The organism is Pseudomonas sp. FW305-28 (assembly GCF_017351395.1).
Taxonomy (GTDB): Bacteria; Pseudomonadota; Gammaproteobacteria; order Pseudomonadales; family Pseudomonadaceae; genus Aquipseudomonas; species Aquipseudomonas fluorescens_AA.
Window position 1 is genome coordinate 43875 of sequence record NZ_JACNDD010000020.1, and the last position, 17640, is coordinate 61514.

7 protein-coding genes are annotated in these 17640 nt (G+C 61.7%); all 7 read right to left on the minus strand.

The window, feature by feature from the left end; genetic code table 11:
- Positions 1 to 9 precede the first annotated feature (9 nt).
- Positions 10 to 231 carry an MbtH family NRPS accessory protein gene (locus J4E53_RS07280; protein WP_060742324.1) on the minus strand — a complete coding sequence of 74 codons (222 nt, stop codon included), beginning with the start codon at positions 229 to 231 and terminating at the stop codon, positions 10 to 12.
- Complete coding sequence (locus tag J4E53_RS07285; protein ID WP_207268121.1) at positions 228 to 1847, minus strand: cyclic peptide export ABC transporter; 1620 nt, start codon at positions 1845 to 1847, stop codon at positions 228 to 230. The genes J4E53_RS07280 and J4E53_RS07285 overlap by 4 nt, the downstream gene beginning before the upstream one ends.
- On the minus strand, positions 1847 to 11122 hold the full coding sequence (locus J4E53_RS07290; protein WP_103308328.1) for a non-ribosomal peptide synthetase: 9276 nt from the start codon (positions 11120 to 11122) through the stop codon (positions 1847 to 1849). Before J4E53_RS07290 ends, J4E53_RS07285 begins: the two co-directional genes overlap by 1 nt.
- The gene (locus J4E53_RS07295) at positions 11119 to 11988 is read right to left on the minus strand and encodes a phytanoyl-CoA dioxygenase family protein (RefSeq protein WP_060742322.1); all 870 of its coding nucleotides are present in this window, start codon (positions 11986 to 11988) and stop codon (positions 11119 to 11121) included. The genes J4E53_RS07290 and J4E53_RS07295 overlap by 4 nt, the downstream gene beginning before the upstream one ends.
- 11 nt (positions 11989 to 11999) lie before the next feature.
- Positions 12000 to 13541 carry an amino acid adenylation domain-containing protein gene (locus tag J4E53_RS07300; protein WP_103308329.1) on the minus strand — a complete coding sequence of 514 codons (1542 nt, stop codon included), beginning with the start codon at positions 13539 to 13541 and terminating at the stop codon, positions 12000 to 12002.
- Entirely contained in the window at positions 13542 to 16919 is a 3378-nt protein-coding gene (locus tag J4E53_RS07305) for a condensation domain-containing protein (RefSeq protein WP_103308330.1), read from the minus strand. It abuts the gene before it with no gap.
- Positions 16920 to 17019: 100 nt separating this feature from the next.
- Positions 17020 to 17640, minus strand: a 621-nt coding sequence (locus tag J4E53_RS07310; RefSeq protein WP_207268122.1) for an asparagine synthase-related protein, incomplete at its 5' end; no start/stop codon positions are given.

The following is a 17640-nucleotide window of genomic DNA, read 5'->3' on the forward strand; positions in this document are numbered from 1 at the left end:
GTTCGCGACTCAAGAGGAACTGCTCGATGAGTTCTCCATCGCCTTGCGCAGGCTGAGCGGACGCATGTCGGTCCAGGTCTTTTCGATGTAATCGAGACACACCGCCCTCTTCCCTTGGACACCGACGGTTCTCCAGCCTGCTGGTATCTCCTTGTAGAGAGGCCAGATCGAGTACTGCTCTTCGTGATTCACGACAACATTGAACTCCGTATCTTCATGGTCCCAGCTCATTGATCCTTCTCCTCGATGTGGGTGACCTTCAGGTCCTTCATGTGAATAACAATATCAGCGACAAAAAAATAGTCGGTGTCGTGCGAGACTACAATCACGATTTTGTCCTTTGCCGCCAGCTCTCTCAAAAGCTGTCGATAGAATAGATCACGATAATCCTTGTCCTGATCCGCAGCCCACTCGTCAAAGAGACAGACAGGCTTGTCCTGTGCGACAAGATTCAACAATGCAAGGCGCTTGCGCTGACCTTGAGAAAGACGCGGCGCCGAGCGCCACTCGCTCGCTGCCGAGAGTTTGTCATCCAGCCCAAGCCGCTTTTCCCAAGACGCGAGATCTATGGCAACGTTACTGCGCTGCCCTTCGTAGGGAAGCACGAAAAAATCGCTGAAGATTGCACTGGCGTAATGCCGCAACACGGTCGTCACATCAGGCTTCAGCTCCACACCATCGAGCAAGACACTGCCCTCACTCGGGGCGTACAAACCTGACAACAGTTTCGCCAGCGTAGTCTTGCCGGAGCCGTTACCGCCAGTAATGAAGATGATTTTTCCCGACCTTAACGACAAGTCGATGGGGCCAAGGCGAACGCCCGCCTCGCCTGGTTCCGCCGCATAGTCGAAGCAGACGCTGCGCAGCGCCAGGGTGCGGATCGATGGCGTCACCGACGGCTCCTCCGTACTGCTCGCAGAATGAGCCACATCCAATTGCGCCAGTCGGTCGAGCGCGACTTTTCCGGCCAGGACCGTCGGCACCAATTCCATCAATGCCATGATGGGCGCACGCAACAACAGCAGCACCAAAGCGTAGGTGGTCATGGTGCTCGCGTCGCTGATCGGCATATGCCGCGGCAGGATAGCCACCACCGCCAGCAGCAGGAAGAAGACCAGGTTGTTCCATTGCACCGTCACGCTCCACAACGCCCCGCTCGCCTGTTTGCGCGACGCGAGCCGCGAACTCAGCGGTGAAAGTACCGAGGCGAGAAAGTCTCGCCGCCGCCGTGTGCTGAAGCGGAACTCTTTCGCCCCCTCTATCATGGCGCGGTACAGGTCCTGCATCTGATCTTCGAGCGCCCGCACCTCCCGCAGCGCGCGACTGGTGCGGGCCGAGGCATAGCGAGCAATGACGATGCCCAAAAACAAAACCACCGCTACCAGCGCGAAATGCCAGGGTGAAAGCAACAGCAAGTAACCGAGCCCGAACACCACCAGCCCTATGCAGACCACACACATAGGTAACGTGCCAAGTGCGGTTGACGCTTTGGTAACGTCATCCGAGAGCATGGCGTACATGCGGGAGAACCCCTGTTGCTCATACTCCCGATAGGGAAGCTGGAGTATACGCTGCGCAACGTGGAGCCGTAGCTCGTGCACAAGCCGCACACCCAGGTGCCCAAGCGCAAGCTGCGAGCTGAGGCCGCCCAGGATGCTCACGGCCAGCGCGATGAGGAATATGCGCCATGAGAAGGCAGGTCCCGAGCCAGCATCCGCCAGCACGAGGGCAATTTCCCGAATCGCCAGGATGACCGCGCAAGAAGATGCCAGCCCGGCGATCACACAGAAAACCAGCCAAGAGGCTCGCTCACGAGACACGATGAGAATTCCGGTTTGCATGCTCATTAATCCCTCTGCATAGTCAAAAACTGGAACTCATGGGTGCGCCCCAGGCATGTCTTGATCCATGTGGCCACTTCCTTCGCCCAAGGTTGATGCAGCATCTCGTAATGATGTGCATCGAGTACATCGGTACGCAGTAGCCGTTGTCCAGGCCAACTGGCCGAAGCTCGAGTACTGGCGCCGCGCATACTTTCAATCAGCTCGATACGGCTCTGCGCCGGGATCGTCTTGTTGCCATTGCCCGCCTGCAACACCGCGAATGATAGCGATACCAGTTCGGCCCTTGCAGCGTCATCTGCATCGACCGGCAACAAGCCAGAGCCTATCGGTCCGTCAAATGACCTCCCGCTTTTTTCTCCGGATGCTATTGCGCAGGCGACAACGTCCGCCTCAAAACTGTCGATAAGCAATGAAAGTGCCGGAGGTGATAATTTCCGCTCCCCATCGTGCCTCTGGATGTGCGCAGCGAGCGTGCCGCCAAAAGACCAGCCACAAGGCACGAACTTCGTAATGCCTGCGTCTGCGATGGCGCAGGCCAGCTCCAGGCACAGGGCGTCAATCGTGTGGTCAAGCCCCTCATGCCAACGTCGCAGGACGGACAGCGTCAACGATACGGTGTATATGGCGCTGGGCAATGGGGACAGTTCGTCCATCAGCGCGGCATAGCATGCGCCGTCCGCGCCGGGTGGCGCGATAAGGACAAGTGCAGGCAGCGCGGCGTCTCCGGGCTTCCACAGGGTCACTGCATCATTGCCCTCCAACGCGTAGGCGTTTGCCCCTCGCCGTTCGATGCACGTGGCGAACAACGAAAGGGTCTGGTGATGAAAAATGTCCCTCACGCGCAGTGCCGTGCCGAAATGCGCAGCTACCTTGTGCAACATCTCGATGGCCTTGAGCGACGAGCCACCGTAATCGAAAAAGCTTCGGTCAGGGTCATTCACAGGGACCTGCAGCACCGCCTCCCAGATGGCCCCGAGCTGGTGAGCGACCGTGCCGGCGGCGGGAAGCGGCGCATGATGACGCTTGGCCTCAACGTCTTCATGGGAACGTGAGAGCTGCCCGCGATCAAGCTTGCCGTTGGCTGTCATCGGCCAGGCTTCGATAGGATAAATAGCGCTCGGTATCATGTAGTAAGGCAAACGGTTGGCCAGATGCTGATGTATCTCCGCACAATCAAGGACGCCAGGCGCATGACACTCGACATATGCATAGATCGCATCGCGCAACGCGTCCTTCAGCACCACTGCGCACTTCACCTGGTCCAGCCCTTGGAGCGTATTCTCTACTTCGCCGAGTTCGATACGATGGCCGCGGACCTTCACTTGGTTGTCCCATCGCCCCAGGATCCATAAGGTGCCGAACGCGTCGCGCTTGGCACGATCCCCCGTGCGATAGAGCCTGGCTCCTGCCTCGAACGGGTTGGGCAAGAAACGTTCCGCGGTCAGATCCGGCGCATCCAGATAAGCGTCCGCCAGGCAGCCACCGCCAATGAACAGCTCGCCTTCCACGCCATCTGGACAGACTTGGAAATCATTGTTCATGACATAGTAAGTCGCGGCCCCGAACGCGCGGCCGTAAGGAATCGCTGGGGTGCGGCTAATCGCCAAAGCGCCCTCCCTATCGCCTATCTCGTAGTGATTCGACCAGATCGCGGCCTCGGTCGCGCCCCCCAGTGCATGCCAGTGCGCATTCGGAAATGGCACGCTACCGGCGGCAGGCAGCTTGACCGGGATCCGGTCGCCACTGAGCATGACCAGGCGTAACGAGTCGCAGCGATAGGCTGCGCCAAGCACCTCGCATCCAGAGAGTGCGAACTGCAGCGCTGCGGGCGCGGAATTCCAGATGGTGATCTCCCAATGGGTCAGGTATGACGCCAGAATGACCGGATCCGCCAACATGCCTCTGTCGGCGACACACACCGTGCCGCCCGCAGCAAGCGTGCCGAACAGATCATAGATCGACAGGTCGAATCCGACGGAAGCACACCACATCAGGCGGTCACCGGTTTTTATACCGAAACGTGCATTAATCCAGTCGATCGTCGAACAAGCGGCTGCATGTCCGATCACGACGCCCTTGGGCATACCCGTCGAGCCGCTGGTGAAGATGACATAGGCCGGCAACCGGGAACTGCGCTGGGCAGACACGCGCTCGTCACTTTCACCAGCCCAGTCCTGCCGACCCACAATGCAACCGACCCCGGGCCAGGCCGGGGCCACGGTGAATGTTCCAAAGTCATAAAGGTGTGAAAGCGCCAAGGGCTGTGCCACGCCTGACAGCGGAGCAAGGAGCGCGTGGGTAGTGACCAGGCGGCGGATAGCGTGGCGCGTGAGAATCCCTTGCAGGCGAAGTAATGGGGTCTGGCTATCGAACGGCACGAAGCAACCGCCCGCCTTGCTGATGGCCAATAACGCAACGAGCAACGACTCGTTTCGCTCCAGGCACACGGCGACTCGTTCTCCCGGCTGCAGGCCATCTCGCAACAAGCGGGCCGCCAACCGATTCGCCTGTGTCTCGAGCGTCGCGTAGCTGAAATCTCCTGCCGTGGTCTTGACCGCAATGGCATCAGGGTTGAGCGATGCCTGACGCTCGAAACCATCCGCCAGGCGCTTGTCAACCACCTGCGGGCCCACGGCGATGCGCCCCACGGACTCTGGCGCGTGTGCAATAGGAAAGGACGCAATGGGTTCCTGCACCTGGTGTCGGAGTAACGCCAGGCAACGGCGCAAATAGTCGCCAAAACGAACGATGGTCTGCGGCGCATACAACTCGGTCTTGTAGTCCAACGTCACCCACAGCCCTTCCAGCGTTTCGTTGCAATGGCAGGTCAGGTCGAACTGTGCACCACGATTGCCCCCTTGCGAGGCGACCCAACGAAGGTCGGGGGTCTCGCTATCGGGCGCGGCACCGTCCGTGTAGACGAAAGCCAACTGGAACATGGGGTGATAGCCCGATGTCCGTTCAGGCTGTAGCCGTTCAACGATCGCATCGAAGCCGGGGGCCTGGTGACGGAAGGCTGCGCTGCATAGCGCGCTCACATTGGCGATGAGATCGGCAAGGGTGTCGGTCGCCACAAATCGTGTGCGGATGACCAGCATGTCGAGGAAATACCCCTGCATCACGTGCGTCGGCAAAGCGCGGCGGTTTGTCACCGGCGTGCCAATGCAAATGTCGCGACTGCCGGTGTGATGGTGCACCGCAAGCTTGAAAAGCGTGAGCAGTCCGGTAAAGCGTGACACGCCAAGCTGTGCAAATAACCGGCCGGCATCCTCCAGCTCTTCCCTTGGCAGGAGAAACGCGTGAGCCGCTCCGGCGTGGCTGGACACCACTGGCCGCGGATAGTCGGCAGGTAACGACAGGAAAGCGGGCGCATCACTCAATTGCGTCGTCCAGTAGGCCAAGTGTTCCTGATGAGCTGGGTTGTTGGCATTTCGGCGGTCCCAGGCGGCATAGTCCACGTATTGCAGTTGCGGCGCCGGTACGCTGTCCGGGCACCCGTAGCGCTGGCCAATTTCACGCGTCAACAGTGCGATAGACGCACCGTCGGTGACGATGTGATGGAATACCATCGCCAGCAACCACTCATCGTGCCCCAGGCGAGCCAGTTGAACCCGCCCGAGGCCTGGACGTGACAGGTCGAAGCGATGAGTCGCCTGGTCTTGACGCCAAGCTGACTCGCGGTCCCGACGCGCCTGGGGCGTCAACATGGACCAGTCATCCAGCAACGGTTCTATGGCGGTGGCATCAGCGATGCTCGCCACAATGTCGCCATCGACGAAATGGAACGAAGTGCGAAATACCTCATGGCAGTGCAAACACGCCCGCACAGCCTGTATCAATCGATCGGCATCCGTCGCCCCATGCAGATGCAGCATGATGGGTACGTTGTGGTGTGTCCCCTGCTCGAACTGATCGAGGAACCACAGCCGCCGCTGCGCCGCGGAAACCGGCAAGTGACTGCCGTCTCCCCTCCTCACCCGCTGGATTGGCCCTGCCGCCGCATCAGGTCGAGCCTGCATGCGTGCAACCCTGGCGGCTTCTTCGACAAACTCGGCGAATACCGGAAATTCGAAGATCGAAGCAAATGGCAGCGCAAGCCCCGTGGAGGCCTCGATGTCCCCCAGCATGCGCAGGGCCAGCAGCGAATGGCCGCCCTGGACGAAGAAGTCGTCGCTCTCGTCCAGATACTCGACGTTCAGCGCCCTGCTCCAGGCGTCGCGCAGCGCATGCCACAGTAGGTCGGTCTGCACCACTGCCCCGCTCGGGCGCACCGGCCTGCCAGGAACCAGCGACGCGAGCGATTGCAGATCGACTTTTCCGTTTGGCGTAAGCGGCAGCACATCGAGCCTGACAAAACGGTTGATGATCCTGCCATAGGCCAAGGGCCGTGTACGCCCCACATGCTGGCGAAACAAGCGGCGCAGGCTTGCCTCATCAAAGTGTGCCCCGTCCTCAGGCACACAGAATGCGACCACGCCGGTCTCGCCCTCGCCTTCCTGTGCCGGGATCGGTAACACCACGGCATCGCCTACACCGGGACACGCGCGGATATCGGCTGCAAGCTCATGGAAATTCACCCAGATCCCACGCAGCTTCTGCACCCCGTCCGCACGCCCAAGGTAGGACACTGCCCCTTCGGAATCGACTCGTCCGATGTCCCGCGTTCGATACATGCGCGCGCCGGGTACGCCAGAGAAAGGGTCGGGTAGGAAGTGTTCGGCCGTCAATGCGGCCTGCCCGGTATAGCCGTGTGCCAGGCCTCGGCCGCCAATGCAGATTTCGCCGGCGACGCCCTCGGGGGCTTCACACCCCATGGTGTCGATCACGTACATCGAAACGTGAGGCGGCGGATGACCGATACGCACTGTTTCGATAGGGCCGCCATTGCGCCGGATGTCTTCGCAGCTCGCATAAATCGAGCATTCCGTCGGCCCGTACAGGTTGACGATCCGGTGCACCTGCGTTTGCTCAAAGATTCGCTGCACCAGATCAGGTGGCAGCGCCTCACCCGCCACATTCAACGTGACCGCCCCAACAGGGAAGCACCGCTGCTCGAGCAAGGCCCGTACCTGGGACGGTGTGCCACTGACGCAGCTGAGCGGTGGTTCGCCCCCGTACGGTACGAGCAAATGGTCCATGAGCACACCGCAACCACCCAGGGCCCAAGGGACAAACATCTCGAACAACGACACATCGAAGCCCAACGAGGTTGCCAACGTGCTGTGTCGATAGGTCTCGGGATCATAGGTGTCACAGGCCCAGGCAATGAGCGCCAGAATGCCTTCGTGCGGTACGCTCACATACTTCGGCCGTCCAGTGGATCCTGAAGTTCGGAACACCACGGCAGTCGCCTGGGGATGGAGAGCGGCACTGGGTACCTCCTCCCCGCCCAGGGCCACCAGATGCTCGAACGATAATATTCGCAGGCCGTTCACTTGCACTGGGTCGTCGGACCGCATCACCAGCGCATCGAGCCGTGCACCGTGGGCTTGTTCGCGCCAAACCTCAATGTCCCCATCGGCGTCCATCGGACAATAGGCCGCACCCGCGCGCAAAATGCCCAGCAGGCATATGATGGCCTGCGGCGAACGAGGCATGCACAGGCCGATCCGAGCGTGGTGCCCCAGGCCCAGGGCGCGCAACGCAGCGGCGATACGTGCGGACTGCGTATCGAGCTGTGTGTAAGACAACACGGTCAGCCGGTCGCGAAGCGCAGCCCGATCCGGCGTGCGCTGCGCTTGTCTATGGACTATTTCCCAGAGGGCCCGCATGCCAACCAGGCTGGGCGCGCTTGCCGCGGCAATCGGCCTTGGTCGCGCAATACTCACGCGCAATGCCCCACAGGTTGAATCCGGCCGCTGCGCCCATTGCGTCAGAACCGAGACATAATCGGCGGCGAAGCGCTCTATCAGTGCCGAATCGAGCAAGTCTTCGCGAAACTCCAGCTCGCCATAGGCCATCCCCTCCACCAGCGTCAGCGTGCAACCCAGCTTGAACTTCGCCTGCGCGGCTGGCTGTCGTACCCCCCCTAAGGAAAGTTCGCCCGGCACGGAGGGCACCGGTGGCAGATTCTGGAACGTAAACATGGTTTCGAACAACGGCGAAGCATCCATATGCCGTTGCGGTTGCAGCGCCTGGACAACCGCCTCGAACGGCGCCGCCCCATGCGCAAGGGCCTCATGCACCGTGTCGCGCGCGACCAACAGCAAATCGCGTAGCGAAGCGGACGCATCAATACGCAAGCGCATCACGACCGTATTGACAAACAGCCCCACTATTCGGTCAGTGCCCACTTCGTTGCGGTTCGCGATGGGTACGCCAATGCTCAGGTCGCTCTGCCCCGTATGCCGCGACAGCACTGTTGCAAAGGCGGCCAGCAACACGGCGTAGACGGTTGCGTTCTCTGCCCCAGCGAGGGAACTCAACTGCTTGTACAGCGGCGCAGACAACCGAAACCCATGGCGCCCTCCCCGCTGCGAAACGTCCGTTCCCCGGACTCGCGCCGGTAGCGACAACGTAGCGCTCGCGCCCGCCAGTCGCTCGCGCCAGTAGCTCAGGTCGGCCCCGACTGTTGCCTTCACAGCATGCGAGGCTTTCCAGCAGCAGTAGTCGCGGTACTGCCCTGGCAGCGCGGGCAAGGTCCGGTCACCGCTATAGAGGCGCAACCAATCGTCAAAGAGCACCCCCAATGACCAACCGTCCGCCACAATGTGGTGAAGCGTCAGGTACAGGAAATGGACGGCGGGGTCACGGGTCCGCACCAGCAGCGCACGGGCCAACGGCCCCGTGCGCAGGTCGAAAAGCGCATCGACCGCCTGCGCGATCGATGCGGGGGGAGACGACTCTGAGCCAGGCAGCGAATCCCAGAATGTTTCGTTGAGCGCCACACGCTCAACTGGCAGGATGCACTGGCGCACCAGCCCATCGGTCTCCAGAAAGACGGCGCGCAATTGCTCATGTCGACGGACCAACGCCGCGAACGCCGTGCCGAGCGCCTCGGCGTCGAGCGGTCCGTCGACGCGATAGACATTTTTCAGGACATAACGGTCGGACGGGCCGATTAGCCGGTCCAGTATCCACATGCGCGCCTGCGCCTCGGACACCGGATAAGACATGCTGCCGTCCGCCTCGATCTGAGCCGAGTGGGCACTGCGTACCTGTGTTTGTTCATACCAAGGCCGTACTTTGGCGCTGGCCTGGTTCGGGTACGTCAAGACGGCAAAGCGGGCTGCAGTGCGGGCATCGAATAGTTGGCGAAGCGTGATCGAGCAGCCGAAGTGGCCGTTGGTCTGCGCGACGATCAATGCCGCCGTCAGCGAATTGCCACCCGAGCCCAAGAAGTCATCGTCTGGACCAAGGGAGGAAATGCCCAAGGCCTGCGACCAGATGTCCAGCACCTGGGTCTCGTGCGGGTCACGCGGCTCTTGGCTGCTCGAGAAGCTCTCGGCCTCTCGACCGGTCTGCCACAGCTCGTCGAGGTCCGGGATACCGCCGATCGACTCTGACACCCATGGAATAATGCGAAAGAGGCTCGGTACACAGAATGCCGGCAGCGATGCGAAAAGATGCCGGCGCAACGCCGGAAGGCGGAATACCCCGGCCTCGACGACTAGGTGGATGGCAAGGCCGCGGGTCTCATCGAAAGTCAGCAGTGCCTGACGAACGCCGGTGACGGCTTGCGCGCAGTGTTCGATTGCAGAGACTTCAACCCGCCTACCCTCCACCTCGAAAAACGCAGGCCTCACCTCGTAAGGCTGAATGCGGCCCTCCGCGGTCCGTCGCGCCAGGATTCCCGTACGCACGACTTCCCCACTTTGGTGGCGGCACAGCTCACCCGCGAAGCCGGGCGGCACTGGGGCTCCCCATGTGTCCTGTACAACCAGGACGCTGCCCTTGTGATCGGTCTGAGTGAACCCCAGCGTTTGCACTGGCGCGCGGGGTTGCGCCGCGGCGTCCGCCAGGATGTTCAGATAGGTGCTGTGCCAAGCCCGCACAGTAGTGGCATTGAAGAGGTCCGCATCGTACTCGAACAAAATCTCCACGCCGTCGTCTTTTTCGTAGGCCGTGACTTTGAGGTCGTAGGCCGATCCAGTGTCGATGCCACCGAACTGCTCAAGCTCAGCATCTGCGATGCGCAAACGCCGGCCCGCTCCCGCCATGAACGAGAACATCGCCTGGGTGAAGGGTACGCGCGCCGGATCCCTCATCGGACAGAGGCGATCGACCAGATACTGGAACGGAACCGCCTGGCGCTGCATGCCATCGAGTGTCGTGGCCATCACCTGTGCGACAAAATCGCAGAACGGCTGCTCGGACCGGACATCGGACACCAGGACAATGGTATTGAAGAACAGCCCCACCGTTCGGTCGAACGTGCCATCTTCACGATTGGCCACCAGGGTCGCAACCGGCACTTGCGAGCACCGTGAAAGCCGCCACAGCAGCACGTTGTAGGCCGCCAACATCACGGGAAACAGGGTGCCACGCGCATCGCGCCCCACCTTCCTCAACGACTGCGAGACCTCCCCCGCCAACCTGCCACTCACAGTGGCACGCCCCAATAGGGGCGTTGTCGGGCGCGGCCGATCGGCCGGGATGGGAAAGCGCACCGGCAGGGCCTGGAGAAGCGCCGTCCAGTAAGCGACCGCTTTGGCACCCTCGCGCGACTGTAGCCAAGCCTCCTGGTGGCGCGCGAACTCGAAGTACGGTGCTGGCGCTTCAGCCGTGATCGAAACGCCGGTGTAGCGCGCTGCCAAGTCCTGCTGTAGCAGCCCCATGGACCAGTCATCGGCCAATAGATGATGCAACGTCATCAACAGGTAGGCTTCGTCAGTGCGGGTGCGCACCAGCGTAACGCGAAACAGTGGTCCTGCCGCGAGATCGAACGGTGCTCGGCCAAAACTTGTACGTATCTCGGCCAGCCGGGCTTCGATCTCGTTGGATGGCAGCCCGGACCAGTCATGCACAAGGCAGTCGACCGGCATAAGGCCGTCGAAGCGCTGCACGACACCTTCCGCGCTGTCGGTAGACGGCACCAGCCGGATATGCAACGCCGGATGCGCGGCGAAGGTTTGCGCCAGGCTGAGCGACAGGCGTTCCAGGTCGATCTGCCCGCGCAACAGCAGCATGTCAGTCATGTGGAAGTGCTCGGCTTGAGGATCGAGCTGCATCGCGCGGTACATTTGCCGCTGTCCCCAGGTAAGCCGCGCCTGCCAGGTGTGTTCCGAACCTGGCGAAGGCTCCAGTCGATCTGCCGATGGTTGATCGTTCGCGCTCATGGGACAGACCGGAAGTTGTCGGCGAGCGTCTGCGGGCTGGATAACGCCCAGGAGACGGGATCACCGTGCTGCGCCTGGCGATGTTCCTGACGCCGGAAGTAGTCCGCGCCGAACCCGGGCGACGTGAACATGCCGTAGTAGAGCCAGCGCCCACCCTCGGTGAACTTCTCTGCACGGTGGTAGCCGCGCGTATCGGCAAAGACAAGTGTGCCGCAGGGCCCGCCACATGAAACGGACATGGCCTCCAATTGGGCGCTGTCGATAGTTTCGCGACTGCCGCGAAGACTTCTATGATGAGTGCCGCGAGCGTAGCGCATGGCGCCATTGCGTTCGTTGACGTCTTCGAAGTAGACAAAAACACGCATGACCATCGCGTCGCAGGCGCCGTCACGGTGCCACTTCCCGTTCTCCGAATGGTTGGAGAATGCGTTCCTGAACACCGCATACTTACGCAGTTGGGTGAACATCCCGAAGTAGCCATTCACGATCTCGAGAATCGGCGACTGGCACGCGAAACGGGCAAAAATACTATTGGGATCGAAGTGAGGATATGAGCCAAGCACGTTGGACATGAAGGCATAGGTCTTGGCCTGGTCCGAGCCGGCAGGTACGACTTTGCGGCTTCGCGCCTCGACATACTGTGCGCGCTCGCGCAGTTCGTCGAACAAGCGTTGCATGCCCGGAAAACGGTCAATGCTACTCAAGGCCAAGCCATTTTCGTTGAGCTCTTGCATAACGCGCTGCCCCTCTGCGCAGAGGACGCTGCGGTGATCACGAAATTCGCGCGTGGCACGCCGATTCAGCAGGTTACGGTACAAATAATCGCATTCGGCGATACGGTGGAGAAGTCGGTTGGCGATACGCAAGTTTGTGGCTCCTAGACTTCGAAAGGTTTCAACATGCCCAGCAACTGCTCGACCCCGCGGCGATCAGTCTTGCCACGCGCATTACGCGGCATCTCGTACACGAATTCGATAAAGTTGGGGACCATGTAACTCGGTAGCGTCGCCGACAAGCGCTGCCTCAGGTACCCGGCGAGCTCCACGTTCATGCCTTGTTCTTCAGGCTGCACGAGGGCAACCAGTTCGGCGCGAGCGCCCTCCTGGTGCAAAACAACCGCGGCGGCCCGCACACCCGCTTCGCGCAGCAGCGCGACTTCAATCTCCTCGGGTTCGATCCTGTGCCCGCGCAGCTTGATCTGCAGGTCTAGCCGACCCAGGTATTCATGGACACCGGCGCGGCAACGGACGCGGTCGCCACTGCGATAGAAACGACCGCCCAAGGCCGGAAGCTCCACGAAGGCAGCCGCGGTCGCTGCTGGCGCGTTGATATAGCCCATTCCGGTAGCGACACCCCCTATCAGCAGTTCGCCGCTCTCCCCCTCAGGGACACATTCAAGATCGGCATCGACGATATGGAGTACCGCGCCCGGTATCGCTTTGCCGATCGGAACACTATCGCCCAGCGGGGCGCGACGCATCAGATGGTGGGTCACGTCGACACCACATTCCGTGGGGCCATAGGCGTTCATCAACGGGACTTCACAACAATCAAACCAGCGGCGCACCAGTGCCACCGGCAGCGTTTCGCCAGCGGTGACCGCGACCCGAAGCCCCTCGCCCATTCCACCCGGACGGCGCGAAACGGCATCGACGAACACGGACAAGTAACTGGGAACCGCTTGAAATACCGTTACGCTGCGGTTGACCATCGCTTCGAGCAGCGAGGGTGGATAGGCGACTGTCTCGCGGTCCATCACCGTCACGCAGGCGCCCACCAGGCCCGCGGCCAAAAACTGCCAAACCGACAGATCGAAGCCGAACGGCGCCGTCTGCGCTATCCGGTCATCGTGGCTCAGGCCAAGGTCCTCGACCTTGGCCCACAGATGGTTCAGTAAATTGGCTTGCGAGAGCACAGCGCCCTTGGGCTCGCCACTTGAGCCCGAAGTGAAAATCACATAGGCCGGGTCTTCGGCACCACCGCCAGTGAAACTTTCGTCCCACAACGGCCCCAGCGCCGCCCACTGTTTCAGATCGACAACGGGGCAGTCTGCTCGCAGATCGCCCCCATCGGCTTCCACCAGCACCCGTGCGCATCCGCTCGACGCCAGCATGCGTTGCCTGCGCGCCAGCGGTAGCAGGGGGTCGAGCGGCACGTAGGCGGCACCCAACTTGAACAACGCCAGGATCGCCGCAAGCGTGAGCACGCCGCGCTCGCAGGCGATGGCCACGAAAGCGCCCCGCTCGACGCCTGAGCGCCGCAGTTCGGCGGCGAAGCGGTTCGCCATGCCGTCGAGTTGGGCATAACTGGCGCAACCGTCGCGATCCTCCGCGGCCGGCAGCGCGGCATGCGTGCGCGCCGTGGCTTCGAACAGACGGATGTAAGGGGCCAATGTCCTCGATGTATTGGTGCAAGCCATTTAGAGTTCAATGTCCTCGAAGCTCGACGTATCGCATGTCCACGCAATCAGCTCACTCAGCCCTGCAATCGTAACAGCCTCGAACACGTACCGGACCTCCAGCTTCACGTCCAGCTCGGACTGGATCCGCTTGACGATCTTGACCGCGCTGAGAGAGTGACCGCCCAACTCGAAGAAGCTGTCGTAAATGCCGATGGCCTGGCCGGCTGGCAGATCCAAGACATCCCGCCAGATGACGATCAGTTGGCGTTCCAGATCGGTCCTGGGCGTTCCGTCGGGCTTGGTCCCGGCCGCTTCCTGCGGGCTCTCGCGCTCGGCCAGCGCGACGCGATCGATCTTGCCGGTACGGCCACGCGGTAGCTCGTCGAGCTGAACGATGCGCGCCGGCACCATGTAAAACGGCAGCTTCGCCTGGAGGACTGTGCGCAACTGCTCGGACAGCGGCGCCTGCACCGTCTTGCGCTTGACGGGAAAGCGCGCCCTCAACAGCTGCGCCAACCGACCGACTTTCTCCACGGAAAGTGGCTGCGCCTTCACATAGGCCAAGAGAATGGGCTCGCCATGTGGGCTGGCCGAGACGACCACCACGGCCTCCTCGACCCCTTCGATGGCGGTCAGCGCATACTCGATCTCTGCCAAGTCGATCCGGTAGCCGCGGATCTTCACCCGATGGTCGCTGCGCCCCAGAAGCACAAGCTCGTCCCTCTCGTTCCAGGTACCCAGGTCGCCGCTGCGGTAAAGTCGCGCACCGGGCTCGCCGAAGGGATCGGGCATGAATTTCTCAGCCGTGAGCCGCGGGTTGCCGAGGTAACCCTGTGCCAGACTCGCACCACCTATGGCGATCTCCCCGGTCACGCCGGTGGGCACCGGCTGCTGGTAGGCGTCGAGCACGTGCAGCACGGTGTTGGGTGCGAGGCGCCCGACAGGCACCAGGCCCTCGCCCTCGCTGCCATCGCAGGCATGGAAACTCACCGGACAGGCCTCTGTCTGCGCATAGCTGTTATACAAGGTCGCACGTGAGGCTTGCGCAAAACGCGACGTGAGCTGTCCGTCCAGATTCTGCCCGACGCAATACACAAGCTTGAGCTCCGGACAGCGGTCCAACAAACGTTCGTCGAGCAACACAGACAGCACTTGCGGCACCACGCTGAAATGCGTAATCCGGTGCTGTTGCAGCATTTCGCCCAAGTAAATCGGATCTTGATGCCCGCCTGGTCGGCACAGCACGACGGCCGCACCGTTGAGCAGTGGCCACAACAGTTCGCCCACCAACCGGGCCGAGCTCGTCGGCGCATTCAAGAGCAGCCGATCACCCGGCCCGATCGGATGAGGACAGGTTTGCGCTAGTTGGCCGTTGAGCACGCCTGCATGGGAAAGCACCACTGCGTTAGGAACGCCTGTCGATCCCGAGGTCATGAAGACGAATGCGGGGGTTTGGGCAGGAATGTGGCGTCGCAGCGTCTTCGCACCGCAGCCGGCCTGCGCCTGTCGCGAAATCAAGTGCTGCGGCACAGTCCCCGCGATATCGACCTCGGCGTCGCACAACAACATCTCGATGCCATGGGCCTGTACCGTCTCCTCGATGCGTGCGACCGGTGCCGCGGCATCCAGCAGCATGCTCAGATCCCCGGCGCGCAGGGCAGCCAGCAGTGAAACGACCATCCCTGAGGATCGATCTGCAAGAATCCCCAGACGGCGCTGTGGCTCGCGGTCAGCGCGCTGCGGCAGTGCGGCGAAGGCGGCGCATGCCGAGGCCAGCTCGCGATAACTCAGTGTCGTGCCTTCGTCTACCAGCGCCGGCTGATCGGCAAAGCGCCGCACGGCTTCCTCGAAGCAACTATAGATATCGGTGGGCGGCCCTCCCGCGCACGCCTTGCCACGCTGGGCCGCCTGCCGCTCGGCAAGCTCCTCGGCGGTCAGCAGAGGCAGCTCGTGGATACCCACGTGCGAATCATCAACCCCCTGCTCCAGCACCCGCAGGAAATCCCGAATCATGCGTTCGACGCGAGCCTGCGAGAACAGCTCCACGTCATACTCCAGCCCGCCCAGCACCTTACCGTCGCGTTCACGCAGGTACATGTAAATGTCGTACTTGGTCGTCGGGTGCGGAACCGTGAAGCGTGGCTTTTGATGCAGCGTACCGGTGTTGATTTGGGGCAGTTGGATGTCCGCCCACTGGATGTTCTGAACGGAAAAGAAGGCCCGGAACAACGAATAGCGGCTCAACTGCTGGCCTTTACCCCGTGTACCCAGAGCCTCCACCACCGCCTGGAATGGCACGTCCTGATGCTCGTAGGCTTCGAGTGCCGAAGTCTTTACCCGTTGCACCGCCTCGCGAAACGGCGTGTTATCGCCCAACTCAGTGCGAAGCACCAGCGAATTGATGGTGAAACCGATGACGTCACGTAGCTCATCGCGCTCGCGATTGGCATGCGGCGTACCCACCATGATGTCAGTCTGGCCGGTGTGGCGCGAGAGCATGATCTTGTAGGCGGCCAGCAACACCATGTAGAGGGTCACGCCCTCGCGCTGGGCGAAGGTTTTTACCTTTTCCAGCAGTGGCGCAGGCACCAGCACCAGGCTGTTGTTCGCCCGGTGACTGCGCTGCTGGGGAACGGGGAAATCAGTGGGCAGTTGCAATTGCGGTGCGTCTTCGAGCCGGCCTACCCAGTAAGACAGCTCGCGCGCATACCTGTCGCTGTCGCACTGGCTGCGCTGCCAGATCGCATAGTCGGGAAACTGCACCGCCACCGGCGGAATCGAGCAGGGTCGGCCATGCAGAATATCGTCGTAGTGAATCCGTACCTCACGGTCGATGATGGCCACCGACCAGGTGTCGCAAATGATGTGGTGGAGAGACACCAGCAGCACGTGCTTACCAGGTGCCATCGTCAATAACGTGAAGCGGATCAGCGGCCCATGTTCGAGATCGAACTGGTGAGCGGCCTCCTTATCGACCAGCTTCCATCCGCTCGTTTCCCTTAGCGCCTCGGGCAGCGGTCGCAGGTCGACACGCTCCAGCACGGGCGGCCAGCAGTCGTGCACCACATGCACCACGGCGTCGGCATCCTGCCGGAATGTCGTGCGCAAGATCTCATGGCGTTCGATCATCCGGGCAACGGCCAACAGCAGCACCGCCTCATCGATCTCGCCTTCGGGCAGGCCCATTGGGTAAACCACATTGTGCGCGGTGTCGCCGCCGGCATAGCGATCGATGAACCAGAGCGGCTCCTGATAGCTGCACAGCGGAGTGCGAGCCTGAGGCGCACGCGCGGGGATGCGCAGCGGCTGTTTGGTCGCCAGCCCCTTATCGGCCAGCAGCGTACGGTAGCGCTCGAGTTGCTCGGCGGACAGAAGCAATGTGTCTAGCGTGCTCAAGATCTGATCCCCATCGTGTCGCGCTGATGCGCCTGTTTGTTTGAAGGTTCCCCCACCCTGAGGATGAGAAAACGGACGTCGAAAATCGCCATCGCGGTGTTCACTCAGTCACCGCGAAGCATTGCTGCAATACGAAAAAACTCAGCGCCATCGTCAGCAGGCTGTCCACGCGTTGCGCCATTTTCCCCGACAGCGACGGCAGTCGCGCCTCGAGCCGCAGAAGCTCTTGTACATCGAAGATCCCCGAATGCTTCACAGAACTGTCGTGCAGCACCTCCCGCAGGTAGCGTCGGAACGGACCGTCGCCAGGCTGCGCGAAGACCGCTGGGGCCTCGAAAGGTCGCTTGGCTGCGCAACGCGCCGCCTCGGGCGTCAACGCCGCGACGGCCTCACGCAGAAAACGCTTGTTCTCAGCCCCCTCGACAAGCCACTCATCAGGCAGCATGGCCGCGACAGCGGTGACCCGGTTATCGAGAAACGGGTAGCGCGTTTCGATACCGTGCGCCATATCGAAACGCTCGGACACTAGGATGTGGTTCGCGAACATCGACTTCTGCCACAGGTGCAGCGATCGGCGCAGACCAGACGCTGCGGACGCGCCCGTTTGCTGCATGAGCACCTCGTAGGGATTGAAGTGGCGAAACGCTTCAAGGAACTGCGTGCGCAAAAGAGGGCGCAACCCACTGCGCTGGTAGTTCCAACTGGCAAGCAGATAGGGCAC

What these genes read in the sequence shown, in the direction of transcription:
- J4E53_RS07280 (WP_060742324.1), bottom strand. Translation starts at nt 231, where the DNA reads ATGAGCTGGGACCATGAAGATACGGAGTTCAATGTTGTCGTGAATCAC.
- J4E53_RS07285 (WP_207268121.1), bottom strand. Translation starts at nt 1,847, where the DNA reads ATGAGCATGCAAACCGGAATTCTCATCGTGTCTCGTGAGCGAGCCTCT.
- J4E53_RS07290 (WP_103308328.1), bottom strand. Translation starts at nt 11,122, where the DNA reads ATGAGCGCGAACGATCAACCATCGGCAGATCGACTGGAGCCTTCGCCA.
- J4E53_RS07300 (WP_103308329.1), bottom strand. Translation starts at nt 13,541, where the DNA reads ATGGCTTGCACCAATACATCGAGGACATTGGCCCCTTACATCCGTCTG.